Source organism: Flagellimonas eckloniae, from assembly GCF_001413955.1.
Lineage (GTDB): Bacteria > Bacteroidota > Bacteroidia > Flavobacteriales > Flavobacteriaceae > Flagellimonas > Flagellimonas eckloniae.
This window is the reverse complement of the sequence record NZ_LCTZ01000002.1, coordinates 3,199,308-3,212,319: the sequence shown is the minus strand read 5'-3', so window position 1 is coordinate 3,212,319 and position 13,012 is coordinate 3,199,308. Positions and strand designations below refer to the sequence as shown.

The window sequence follows — 13,012 nt, the reverse complement described above, 5'->3', positions numbered from 1 at the left end:
GCAAACCCCTTTCTTATTGAAAGGGGTTTATTTTTTACCTTCGTTTTACGTTTAATAAATCGAGAATATGAGAACTTTAAAATCCCTAATGCTGGTTTCAATACTATTGTTGACCGTTTGTGTTACGGCTCAGGATAAGAAGGATAGAAAAATAATGAACGATGCCAAAAAGGCAAAGAAGACCTTGTTGAAAGCGGATAGTGCACTAGAGCGGTTTTTTGAAAACTCTGCAGGGTATGTGCTTTTTCCAAATGTGGGCAAAGGTGGTTTTATAATTGGGGGCGCATCAGGAAATGGTGTACTATATGAAGAAGGTCAGAGCGTAGGAATGGCAAATCTCAAAAAACTTAATGTTGGTTTCCAAGCTGGTGGACAGGCCATTATTGAAATTATCTTTTTTGAGACCCAAGTAGATTTGGAGCGCTTTAAAGAAGGTAAGTTTGAATTTGCTGCCGAGGCATCTGCAGTTGCCCTAAAATCCGGAATTGCCGCTAATGCAAAATATAAGGATGGTGTAGCAGTTTTTGCCTTGCCAAAAGCTGGCTTAATGGCAGACGCATCTGTAGGTGGACAAAAATTTGGGTATAAGCCTTTTTAAGCAAAAACCTATCTTTTTATTGAAGGCTTAAACTCTTCCTTGTTGTTCTGAGATTGGATTTCAACAAGAGTTTTGTAGACCTCATGGAAGTCTTTTAATTTCATATATGAGGCGGATAAGGGAATTGGTTCTTCGCTTTGATTTAGGTAAATATCCAAGGTCAAGTCCGAACTGTACACTTTTATTTCCAAGTCCTTTATATAACTGTACTCCAATTCAATTCCAAAAAAAAGAAACATCCCCTTTTTAAAGATAATCTTATTGTCCTTTAGTCTAAAATATCTGGAAAAGGCATTAAGTATGTAGCCTGCCCACACTACCAACCCTAAAGAACCCAAAAGGCAAACCGTATTTATCCAATCCTCCTTTATTGTTAAGACCCCCAACCTAAATATCACAAAAGCCCCGTACAATTGTGCAATTCCCAAAATCAAAAGGCTATACAGGGGTTTTATCTTTATGGTTTTATCCGATTTAAATGGTGCTATTTTTTTATCTTTCAACAGGTCTAAACTTTTGCGATGATTAATATACTTATAGGTGTTGTCGTTTCTTTTTGGATTTATAAGTTGATAAAAATCATCCAGAATTCAAAAGAATTGAACAGCTTTTCTAGGGAGTGCCAGGATTTGGCCAAAAGAAAGGCAGGTCCTACCTCAGAACAATTTGAGTTAGGGGCTAAAAATTACAAAAGTGCCAATAGAAAAATAACCGTCTCAAAACTGATTTGGTTTTTTATTGAGGTGGGTAGCTTTGTTGGTATCTACTTTATTTTTGTTAAATAATATTCTATCCCGGTCAAAATTGCGCCATTTAATCTCTTAATCCAGGGGAAAAATCTTCCGGGGCATTTTGGGGTTGGTCTATGGTTCCAGCATCTCCCGTATCATTGAAAATAGTCCATTCTCCAAAGGTGTAGTTGGGGTTGCCTTCGATAATTTCTGCGTTCCGAAATGCTCTGCCATCCTCAAATTCATGATTGGTGCCAGAACCATCTTCACCAATAATTCCAAAGACATCTATTACAGTTCCAAAAGGGTCCACCAATTCCAAATTATCATCTCCATTGGAATCTGCTGGGCTGTTTGTGGATACCCCTAAGTCTGGCGCAAAGCCATAGATAAATTCAAATTCAGTTGGGTTAGGTGCTATTACGAATGAGCTTTCCGCAGCAATTACAAATCCTGATAAATCAATAGTGGAACTAACTTCGGTATTCGCGTTTGTATAGCGCCGTAACGTCCATTGGTTCAAATCCAATGGTTCTGATCCTGAATTATACAATTCTAAAAAGCGCGCTCCTGAATTGTTGTTTGGATCTGCCAGTTCTGAAATAAAAACTTTCGTTGAAGTAAATTCCGTGATAATCTCGGGACAGCGTTCATTGCTAAAATCAATATCATCCAAATCCCGGATTACAAGTTGAAAATCATTCCCATCTTTTAGTAAAACTCCTGTAATTGTTCCATTTCCCTCTGGTAAAATATCTTCTTGAAAATCAGAAAAACCGCTATTCAATAAGGTGATTTTATTTTCATTGCAATCCATAAGAGTTCGTTCTGTTTCTTCTGTTTCAACAGCGAAGGACAACCCCAGTTCATCTTCGCTTATTTCAACATCATCAAAACGTACCAATGTATTAACATGAAGGTCAGAAACACTATCAACAGAAATTACTGTTGGTTGCAACAATTCTCCTTCATCGCATGGCAAAAAAATATGTTCGGGCACTTTTAAGGCAGGTAATCTTCCAACGGAAATATTTCCAAACGCTGAAAATGTTCCTCCCAATTTAAAGGTCTCCCCACTTTTTCCCAGATATAACTCCTTTGTCTTAATTAGCAACCTGCTTCCAATTTCGTACACTAAGTGAGAATCCCTTAAATCTATTTCAACCTGTAAACCTTTGGTTGGCTGGACTGGATGATTTTGAACATGAATTACACTAAAAAAATTTCCTGCCCTATCTGAAGAAACAACATACCCCTCAATAATCCAATCTTCATGAATTTGGATTGTCTCTCCTTGATACAAAGCCACTACTTCATCAAAAGTGGCATTCGCTTCCAAACTGTTGGAGCAGCTTTTTGACAATCCATCAAAATCCCTGCTTTTTACACACGAAAAAAGGATAGAACATATTATAATTGCTAAGGGAGTCAGTTTTTTAATCATACTTCTGTATTAAAAGCTTATCGCCAAATTCAAAAAATAGGTTCGCCCAAAGCCATACCAGTATTTGGGGGCAAAGGAAGGTTTTCCACTCAGGTTGTCCTGCCGTAATTGTCCATAGTTCCCGTTTCTGCTCTGCTCATAACCTCCTGTTCTAAAAACTGAATCAAAAGCATTGTTAATACTGGCAAAAGCACTGATATACTTTTTATTTATTAGCCACGATTTGCCTCCAACCAGATTGAGTAGATATATCTTATCCAGGCTTTGCTGTTCTAAAATTTGCGCAACATTTTCATCCGTGGCATCTACAAAGCGTTCACCGGTTTCCGGATCCAATAGAAAGCTCTGGGTGCGGGTAATTGTTGAAATATTGGCATAGTTGTCTGCCAAATAATTGGTAGATGCCCCTATCCACCAATATTTTGGACTCCTGTATTCCAGTCCTAGCGCAAATGCGGTTTGAGGCCCTTGGGCAAGTTTTAGGTCTTTTAATTTAGAAACTCCCAAATCTATAGTCCCTTCGGGGTCAATTAAATCCTCTTCTGCACCAGCAGTGTCAAAATTTATTTGAACAGAAGGGTCGCTTGCATAAACATATGCTCCCAAGTTTCCAACAAAAGATATTTTTACATTTGAAGAAACTTCATATTCCAATCCCAGTTCTATCCCCTTATGAAGTTTGTCCAAATCGGTCACAACTTCTTGTACAAAATCTGACCCGACACCGGAATCCACAAAAAAGAAATTAATATCCGTTGTGTTCTGGAATCTTGTGTAGAACGCACTCAGTCTTCCCGTTAAATCCGGTAAGCGGATAAAATAATTAATATCGATTGTAGTAATGGTTTCATTTTGAATTTTGGGAACTATATTGTTATTCTCTCTTGGATTGATAAATATATTTTGAAGTGTTGGAGGCTTGTTTATAACGGCTCCATTTGCCGTGAACCAATGCCGTCCAGAATAGAAATAACTCAATCCAGCTTTCAATCCAATATTGGAAAATGATACTTTTTCACTCTTGCCCTGAGAATTTTCCAAGAAACGTTCATTTTTGAAAATCCCTTCTCTTTGAAAATTTGAACTTGAAAAAGAAGCAGTTGCAAAACCACTCCATTGATTATAGCTTGCATTAATTTGTCCAAAACCATTGATTTGCGAGACATCCATTCTGTAATGGTAGTTGAATTTCTCATCTTGGGTTTTCATTAAATTTCCTTCCAAATCATTGGCAGTATCGGAAAAGGAGTCAATATCCTCATGGAAATCCGCTCCCAATAAATCATAAATCTCGGCAAAACTATTGGATGTCAATGCTTTATAATTTCCACCAAAACCCAAGTCAAAATGTTCATTCATAGTGTAATTTATATTACTAGACACTGTTATCTGAGTGTCCTTGACCACATCATCATACAAAACATAAGCTGCTTTCCCGGTGTTAAGCGTATTGGAATTGGCGGTATACAATTGCTCCCAATTAATTTGCGAGTTTTCTAGAAATCCTTCTCTTGCCAAATTCGCATTGGTGAAATCTGCCCCAATAGCGCTATTAATGTGATAGCTTGGTAGATACCTATAATAGGTGGGGTCTGGGTTTGGGGCATTGAAATATCCTAACCTACTTCTAGAGGAAGTGCCAAATTGATAGGCAATCCCTGTATTCCAATTTAGTTTTTCAGTTTCTAAAAAGTGGTTCAACATGAACAAGGGCTCAAAAATGTCGCGTTCTCTGGTGTTTCGTATTTCTCCATCTTGATTTCCCCAATAGGGGTTATATCGGTTCCCCATTAAATCAAATACTTCCTCTGTGATAGCCGATGAACGTCCGCGCCTGTTTTTTGCCAAAATAGAGGTCAACGCCAGACTATTATTATTCAATTTATATTCCAAAGAGCCAAAAAAGGAATAGGCATCATACAGCGTACCTTCAATGTAGCCACTCTTTGCCCACCTTCTTGAGGAGGAAAGCGAATAGGCCAATCCATTTTCTTTTAATCCCGAATTGTATGTAGTCATGATTCTACCTCCGTAAGTGCGGTTTGAAACAGAACTGGATAATCGAATGCCAGGACGTAGCCCAGAAGGTCTCGTATCAATATTGGTGTTTCCAAGAATTCCTCCAAACGTATAGGGATTAATAGCCAGACCATTTGTAAATTCTTGGTTTCTAATCACGTCATTTAAGCCTCCCCAATTATTCCATTGAGGTCTACCGTCAAAAAATTTATTCATGGAAATTCCATTAAGCAAAACTTCACCATTGCTGGAGTCATATCCTCTAACTCTAAAAAAAGCTTGTCCAAAATCGAATGCGGCCCTATTCAAAAATATGTCCTTGGTTGATTGTAACAGGCTTAAGGAACCGGATATGGTTTGTTCATCATCAGATAGGTCTCCGTCTGTTAGAGTGATAAGATTGTCTGCCTTTTCCGTAGTGATGTCTTTTTCCAAAACTATCTCTCCAAAATCTATAAATCCAAATTCTAAAATAATTGGGAGTCTTTTGGAAAGGTAATCGGGGGCATTTATGTTTAGAATATGTTCCCCTATTTGTGAAGTCTCCAATGTAAACTTTCCGCTTATATCCGTATTGGATTCAACGGATAAACCATTTATAGCAATAATTGCGTTCGGAATCGTTTTTTTTGTGATTCCATCTTTTATGGTACCAGAAATAATAGTGCTTTGCTGACCATATATAAAGGAAGAACAGCAGAGCACCACAAAGAACAAAGCAGTTCTCATAGGCTTACCTAAGTAGGTTAATAATTATAAATAAGGGGTTATTATCTTACTTTTCGGATTGAAAAGAAGACAATTCTAATTATTTTTGAATTAAAATCAAAGCCCAAATGCATTTTTTACGATACCTACCAATACTAATGTCCATTTCTTTATTTGCCCAATCCCAAAAAACATACAGGGTAAGAACCATAGCTTTTTACAATGTTGAAAATCTTTTTGACACCGTAAACGACACCTTAATTTTTGATGATGAACGCACTCCAGATGGCAGCTATAATTGGACGGATGAGCGCTATGAAAAAAAGATTGAACACATATCAAATGTTCTTTCAAAAATAGGTGGGGAGACGACGGATACATCTCCAGATATCATTGGCTTGTGTGAAGTTGAGAACAAAAATGTAATTAAAGACTTGGTCAATCATCCAAATTTATTGGAAAGGGATTATGGAATTGTCCATTTTGATTCTCCTGACGAACGCGGAATTGATGTCGCACTACTTTATAAAAAAGCTTCTTACCTACCATCATCATTCAAAAGCCATAGGTTATTGCTTTTTGATGAGATGGGGCAACGAAATTATACCCGAGATCAACTCGTGGTAGGTGGATTGTTGGACGATGAGGAATTTTATTTTATAGTTAACCATTGGCCATCAAGAAGGGGCGGAGCAAGCAAAAGTGCACCTAATAGACTTAGGGCCGCGTTTTTGAACAAACGTATCATTGATTCCATTCAAAAACTTAACATTGATGCAAAAATTATAAGTATGGGAGACCTTAATGATGATCCCAGGGATGATAGTTTAAAAAAAGTTCTGAAAACCATTGGCAAAGAAAATCAATTGGATAGTTTACGTCTTTTTAACCCAATGGAAAAACTACATAAAAAAGGACTCGGGTCTTTGGCTTATAGGGATAAATGGAACCTTTTTGACCAATTCTTTATGACTTCCAATTTAATCGGCAAAAGCAAAGAGTACTATTCGTATTGGAAAGCTGGTATATATGCACCTTCTAAAATTAGAACCATAAAAGGAAAGTATAAAGGGTATCCATTTAGAACATACTCAGGAAGCAATTACACCGGTGGTTATAGCGACCACTTCCCGGTGTATTTATATTTGGTAAGAGAGGTAGAGTAATCAGATTACCACTTGATTAGGTAATGTCCACTGTTAGTTAAACCATTGCCCCCAAGGAATACGGCTTAAAATTAAAAGTAGACCCAGACCATAAAAAATCGCAATACTTTTAAATTTTGCGACACTTTCAAGCTTTTTCTTGTGCCTAGACCAACCAATGGTAATCAATACAATAGCTATAATATTGATAAAGGGGTGCTCCACAGCCAATAGCCGTGCAGGAGCATTCAGCCCTCCCATGCCCAGAGTCTGTATTGCCTTTAATCCATTTGCCGATACAAAGTATAGTATGAGACCTAATACTAACTGAATATGGCTCAAAATCAACGCAAAAAGACTTATCCTAAAATCTTTTTCAAAACGAAATTCTTTCTTTCCCAACCAACCAGCAAGTGCATTAAAAACTGCTAAAATTAAAATGGCCAATACAATGTAGGCCAAATATGAATGTACGTTTTGTAAAATTTGCATAACGAAGTTTTAAAGTTTAAATGTAACTGATTTTTAGATATAAAAAAACCCCGCAATTGCGGGGTTTTCTATCTAAACTATTCTTTTCACAAATTAAAAATCGTAACGAAGTGTAACGTTCCATGTTCTACCCCAACCAAAGAACCCTTGGTTAGATACTGCAATACCATCATAAGTTTCATCACCCGCCTCAGCAAATGTAGCTGTAGTCAGTCTAGAAATGTATTCCGTATCCAGAACATTATTTATGTTGGCTCTAATTTTTAGCTGTTTTGATTTATCGGCACCTACTGGCGCTCTAAAAGTAACTCCTGCATCTAAAATGCTAAATGATGGCAACTCTAAGTTCTCTTTTATGGCACCAACATCTGAATATAAATTGTCATAGTATCTAAAATCAGAATCAATCGAAACCATTTCACAGATTCTATATACAAGTCCAAGACCTCCTGAAAGTTGTGCAGCTCCTCCAACTTTACCGCCATCAACATCCTCTGTTTCCGTGCTTAAAACGTTTCGCTCTTCATCCGTAACTTGAGTTACAACCTCACCGTCATAAATCCAATCTCCCACAGAAGCAAAACCATTTATTGAAAAATCTTGCGTTGGTCTTAATTTAAAATCTACCTCAACACCAGAATGTAATTGTGATGTTCCAAAATTACTTTCAAATGTTACCACATCATCTACGACATCTGAGCTTGTAACAACCCTATCTTTCCAAGAGGTTCTGTACAAGTTAACTGTAGCAGAAAACATAGGGCTGCTGAAAGCATATCCTGCTTCCAGTCCTAGAATCTTTTCGTTTTCAGTTAATGGATTTACTTGATTAGTGAAATTCAAGTAGATATTGTCATGATAGGGCTGACGGTTGTAGAAACCAGTGTTGACATAAAAACTATGAGCCTGAGATGGTCTATAGCTAAAGCCAGCTTTAGCATTATATCCTAAATTATTTACTTTTTCTGAATCTACCCCATCTGTAATTCCAGCTGGAATTGGTTCATCTGTACCTTGCGGCGAAGTGCCATCAATCAATGCTTGATCCGCATATTGAAAAATATCAAATCTTTGGTGGTACTGGTTAGAAATCGATCCTTGGAAAAAGGCAGAAAAAGTATCTGTAGCATACTCCAACTGGGTAAATAATCCCCCATAAGAAATACGCTCCTCATTATTATATGCTATTTTTTGCTCGGTATCATAAGTGTCAAATGCAGCGGCCCATCCTGAAGGTCTAAAACTTTCTGTAGCTGTAACAAATTTATATGTTCCAAAACCTCCATATGTCTCATGATTGTTATTTTGATCTCTCAATCGAATATTTTCTGTCCAAGAATTTAAGCCATGAAAATCTGAAACTACCCTGAAATGTTTCCCATAATAGGTTCTTAAATCATAACCTATGTTCCAGGTAAGATTATCAGAAAGTTTCTTTTCTAAGTTTGTAATTAGACCATACCAACTGTGTAGATTCATTGAAGCACGAGTTACATATGCATCTTCCGAACCAAAATAAACCCCAGCTCCATCCGTAACTTGAGCATTTTGAGCATAAATAGCATCGTAATCTATTCGACCTTCAGCGGTTCTTATTCTATTACCCCTGTTACCTGTTCCACCACCATTACCCCATGAGGCGTAAAGCACAGTAGAAAGGTTGGTGGTTGAATTAATGTTCCAGTCCCAGTTAAAGTTAGCAACAGGTTTATGATAGAAATTTCTTCTTTCCGTCATATATTCTCCATTGTATGTACCCCAGTTGTTGTTGTAACGTACACCATATTCCAGATAATCCTCTATTGGTTTGGTAAAATTCTGATCGTGGAACTGAGGAGCACCAGTAATCAAAAAGTTGAAGTTATGGCTGTCATTAGGCCTATATCCAGCAGAGATAAAATACGTCTGACCTTCACCAAAGTTTCCTTCATTATACCCATCACCTTGCCAGTGCGAAAGCATAACGCTTAAACCCCATCCTTTCTCTGAGATTCCTGTATTATACCCTGCACTTGTTTTTATGTAATTATTATTGGCAACTGTTGAATACCCAAATCCTCCTTCGCTCATCTCAGTAGATTTGGTAACAAAGTTTACGGTACCCCCTACGGAAGAAATAGCCAATTTTGAAGACCCTAAACCTCGTTGAATTTGCACACCAGATGCTATGTCATTTAATCCAGACCAGTTTGACCAATACATTAAACCATCTTCCATACCATTTATTGGTTGCCCATTTAAAAGGAAAGCTGTGTTATCCTGATCAAAACCACGAACCCTCATGTTCGTGTCCCCAAAACCACCGGCTTGACCGGAAACATATACTGAAGGTGTGTTAACCAATGTCATAGTAACATCTTGCGTTCCTATCTTCTCCTGAATGATTCTTACGGGGACGGAAGAAACTGCAATTGGAGTTTGTCTATCGTTAGCTAAGTCAATAATACCAGTACCCACAACGACTATACCTTCTAATTCCTCAGCATCCGCACTTAAAGAAATAGTGCCTAAACTTCCTGCAGAGCTAAAAGAAATAGTTTTTGTGCTGAATCCGATGTAAGAAATTACAAGCGAACCTGTTGTTTCAGATACTTCAATTGAAAAGTTACCATCAAAATCTGTAGTAGTACCATTATTTGTACCCCTAACCATAATGCTGGCCCCCGGAAGCGGAACTCCCAATTCCCCGTCTACAACCGTTCCGGTAATTGTTCCTTGTGAAAATGCCGTTGCGGACACCAAAATTGCCACAAAAGCTAAGTAAATTTGTTTCATTTTCGTAGTGTTTAAATTGTTTAATTAGCGATGCAAATGTGCTGTATTTTTCACACATCCTTATTAAGCTAAAGTTAAATGAGATTAGTTTTGTTAACGCGAATTTAACAAATAAAATGAACTGACAAACAACTACTTAATATATCTCCCGAAGAATATTGACCTGTTAATTTACCTCTTAAAAAATTGCAAAAGATTGTGTGTAGAACTGTCGTGTTTGCTTATTTCGGAATTTTCAATGTCTGTAAGAATATTCTTGGCCAACTGTTTTCCAAGTTCCACGCCCCATTGATCATAACTGAAGATGTTCCAAACCATTCCCTGAACAAAAATCTTATGTTCATATAGGGCAATCAGTGAACCAAGGGTCTTTGGTGTAAGTTTTTCTATCAAAAATGTATTGGTAGGATTATTTCCTTCAAAAATCTTAAAAGGCACTAATGACTTTATTTGCTCGGCTGTTAATCCCTGTGCTTTCAATTCTTCCTCTACTTCCTCCTTTTTCTTTCCATTCATCAAGGCCTCCGTTTGTGCAAAAAAATTGGCCATAAGCTTGTTATGGTGATCTCCTTCTCCATGTAAGGATTCTTTGAAACCAATAAAATCCGTTGGAATTAGTTTGGTTCCCTGATGAATCAACTGAAAAAATGCGTGCTGAGAATTTGTTCCAGGTTCTCCCCAAATAATGGTGCCTGTTTCATAATTTGTTGGATTTCCCGACCTATCCCGGCTTTTACCATTACTTTCCATGATGCCCTGCTGCAAGTAGGCTGAAAATCTACTTAAATATTGGGTGTATGGAATTATAGCCTCAGTTTCCGCGCCAAAAAAGTTATTGTACCAAACACTTAGAAGTGCTAAAATAACGGGGATATTTTCCGAAAACGGAGTCTCCTTAAAATGTACGTCCATCTCATTCGCTCCCGATAGCAGCTCGTCAAAATTTTCGTATCCCACTGATAATGCAATTGAAAGTCCAACTGCACTCCAAAGCGAAAAACGACCTCCTACCCAGTCCCACATTGGAAAGACATTGTCCTCTGCTATTCCAAATTCTTTGATTTTTTGGGTATTTGTAGAAACTGCCACGAAATGCTTCGCGATATCCGTTTGTGAGGCATGGCTTAAAAACCATTTTTTAATGGTAAGTGCATTACTCAACGTCTCCTGCGTAGTAAAGGTTTTGGATACCACAACGAATAGCGTAGTCTCTGGATCCAGATTCTTAAGTATTTCATGAACATGGTCGCCATCTACATTGCTCACAAAGTGCATTCTTAAATGATTCTTGTAGAATTTTAATCCTTCAGTGACCATTGCAGGGCCTAAATCAGAGCCCCCTATTCCAATATTTACAACATCCGTAAAGGTTTTATTAGTATATCCTTTTCTATCTCCTGAAATTACAGATTCTGAAAAAGTTTTTATTTTTCCCTTGACTTCATAAACCTCATCTACAATGTTTATGCCTTCCAAATTGACCTCATCTCCCTCTTTGGCTCTTAAGGCTGTATGTAAAACCGCCCTTCCTTCAGTTTGATTGATCAATTCCCCTCCAAAGTAACTTGAGATAGCTTCTTTTAATCTCACCTCATCCGCCAATTCCAATAACAGCGATTTTGTTTCTTCGGTTATCCTGTTCTTTGAATAATCAACCAAAAAATCGTTCCAAAGCAATGAGAATTTTTTCCCCCGTTCAGCATCGGAAGAAAATAAGTCCCTTAAATGAAGGTCTTTGGTTTCTTTAAAATGTGTTGTAAGTTTTTCCCAAGCTTTAGTTGTGGTAGGATTGATTTTGGGTAAGGTCATTTTATTGGTTGAGCGTTATGAGATTTTCCTCTGGTTCTGGTTCTGCAAATGGTTTGGCATATTCTATACAATCCAATTGTGCCTTAAGCGGTTCCACATATTGAACATAATCTGTTCTTAAAGAGTCCACAATGGGTTCTGCTGATGGTAATTTTTCACGCAAAGGGTCTACTTGTCTTCCATTCTTCCAAAAGCGATAGCATACGTGTGGGCCGCCTGTATTTCCGGTCATTCCAACCCAGCCAATAACATCGCCCTGCCTCACGAATTCACCTCTTTTCACTTTCTGTTTTTTCATATGCAAATACTGCGTGCTATACGTTCCATTGTGCCTTATCTTTACATAACGGCCATTTCCTCCTCTTCGGGTTGACTCAGAAACCGTTCCATCAGCCGTGGCTATTATGGGAGTTCCTACTGGCGCAGCATAATCAGTTCCTTTATGCGGCCTTACTTTATATCCGTAATAGGCTATCCTGCGTTTCAGGTTATATCTAGATGATAAACGATATCCAAATTTAATTGGAGCCCTTAAAAAGGTGCTTCTTAAATTATTGGCATCCTGATCGTAATAGTCTAAAATGTTCTTAAGTGAATCCGTTACATAGGGGAATGCATATATTGGTTTTCCCTTATGTTCGAAAAAAGCCGCTTTTATAGGACCACGACCTGCATATAGAGTGTCATTGATAAACCGTTCATCATAGATAACCTTGAACTTGTCTCCTTTTTCAAGTCTGAAAAAGTCAATGGTCCAGGCATAGATTTCCGAAAGATCGATGGTCACATTATAATCTACCCCCAAACTATCAAGTGTTTGGGAAAGACTGCTGTTTATTATACCTCCCACTTCTCGCTCAACATATTTTACATCCTTTTTGCTCTTATAGGCCTTTACACTGTCCCTTAAATCCACAACAGTATAATTAATGCGGTCATTTTCGTAAATAAAAATCTCTGCAATCTCTGATGTATCTTTGGATTTTAGAATTAAATAGGGCTTCCCAACCATAATCTTCCTTACATCGAAAGTGTCTTTATAGTTTTCTGAAATTGTTGCTATTTTGGGATAGTCTACTTTATTTTTTAGCATTAATTCCCCAAAACTGTCTCCCCATTTTACAGTATCCTGTACTACTTTAAACTCATCAAGATTAAAGCCAAAATGCTTTACAACTGGCACTTCAACAGTCTCTTGCGCCATTTCCTTTGGCGGTTCTACTTTTTCATCTTTGCAAGACACCAAAACTACCAGTGCCAAGATTGCCCCAAAAAATCTTTGCATTTCTAT

10 protein-coding genes are annotated in these 13,012 nt (G+C 37.6%); 3 read left to right on the top strand and 7 right to left on the bottom strand.

Features of this window, described 5'->3' with window-relative positions; genetic code table 11:
• Window positions 1–67 precede the first annotated feature (67 nt).
• Window positions 68–598 carry a lipid-binding SYLF domain-containing protein gene (locus AAY42_RS13750; protein WP_055396199.1) on the top strand — a complete coding sequence of 177 codons (531 nt, stop codon included), beginning with the start codon at window positions 68–70 and terminating at the stop codon, window positions 596–598.
• A gap of 8 nt (window positions 599–606) precedes the next feature.
• Here the strand turns inward: AAY42_RS13750 and AAY42_RS13745 are convergent, their stop codons facing one another.
• Window positions 607–1,101 carry a hypothetical protein gene (locus AAY42_RS13745; RefSeq protein ID WP_055396197.1) on the bottom strand — a complete coding sequence of 165 codons (495 nt, stop codon included), beginning with the start codon at window positions 1,099–1,101 and terminating at the stop codon, window positions 607–609.
• Window positions 1,102–1,119: 18 nt separating this feature from the next.
• Here AAY42_RS13745 and AAY42_RS13740 point away from each other — a divergent pair, with 18 nt between their 5' ends.
• Complete coding sequence (locus AAY42_RS13740; protein WP_055396195.1) at window positions 1,120–1,383, top strand: hypothetical protein; 264 nt, start codon at window positions 1,120–1,122, stop codon at window positions 1,381–1,383.
• Window positions 1,384–1,411: 28 nt separating this feature from the next.
• Here the strand turns inward: AAY42_RS13740 and AAY42_RS13735 are convergent, their stop codons facing one another.
• Together AAY42_RS13735 and AAY42_RS13730 are read right to left on the bottom strand one after the other, a co-directional pair.
• Window positions 1,412–2,773 (bottom strand): DUF5689 domain-containing protein, encoded by a 1,362-nt coding sequence (locus AAY42_RS13735; RefSeq protein ID WP_055396193.1) that lies wholly within the window; start codon window positions 2,771–2,773, stop codon window positions 1,412–1,414.
• A gap of 9 nt (window positions 2,774–2,782) precedes the next feature.
• Window positions 2,783–5,521, bottom strand: a complete 2,739-nt coding sequence (locus tag AAY42_RS13730; RefSeq protein WP_055396192.1) for a peptidase associated/transthyretin-like domain-containing protein — start codon at window positions 5,519–5,521, stop codon at window positions 2,783–2,785.
• A gap of 137 nt (window positions 5,522–5,658) precedes the next feature.
• On the opposite strand from AAY42_RS13730, the gene AAY42_RS13725 reads away from it, so the two are divergent.
• Window positions 5,659–6,666: an endonuclease/exonuclease/phosphatase family protein gene (locus AAY42_RS13725; RefSeq protein ID WP_245625621.1), complete on the top strand. Its 1,008-nt coding sequence runs from the start codon at window positions 5,659–5,661 to the stop codon at window positions 6,664–6,666.
• Window positions 6,667–6,699: 33 nt separating this feature from the next.
• Here AAY42_RS13725 and AAY42_RS13720 read toward each other — a convergent pair whose 3' ends face one another.
• The 4 genes from AAY42_RS13720 to AAY42_RS13705 all read right to left on the bottom strand — a co-directional run bounded on the left by AAY42_RS13720 (window position 6,700) and on the right by AAY42_RS13705 (window position 13,006).
• Window positions 6,700–7,137 (bottom strand): hypothetical protein, encoded by a 438-nt coding sequence (locus tag AAY42_RS13720; protein ID WP_055396188.1) that lies wholly within the window; start codon window positions 7,135–7,137, stop codon window positions 6,700–6,702.
• Between the two features lie 93 nt (window positions 7,138–7,230).
• Window positions 7,231–9,912, bottom strand: coding sequence for a TonB-dependent receptor (locus AAY42_RS13715; RefSeq protein ID WP_055396186.1), 2,682 nt, complete (start codon window positions 9,910–9,912; stop codon window positions 7,231–7,233).
• A gap of 171 nt (window positions 9,913–10,083) precedes the next feature.
• Window positions 10,084–11,721, bottom strand: coding sequence for a glucose-6-phosphate isomerase (pgi, locus tag AAY42_RS13710; protein WP_055396184.1), 1,638 nt, complete (start codon window positions 11,719–11,721; stop codon window positions 10,084–10,086).
• 1 nt (window position 11,722) lies between these two features.
• Window positions 11,723–13,006, bottom strand: coding sequence for a peptidoglycan DD-metalloendopeptidase family protein (locus AAY42_RS13705; RefSeq protein ID WP_055396182.1), 1,284 nt, complete (start codon window positions 13,004–13,006; stop codon window positions 11,723–11,725).
• Between the last annotated feature and the right edge of the window lie 6 nt (window positions 13,007–13,012).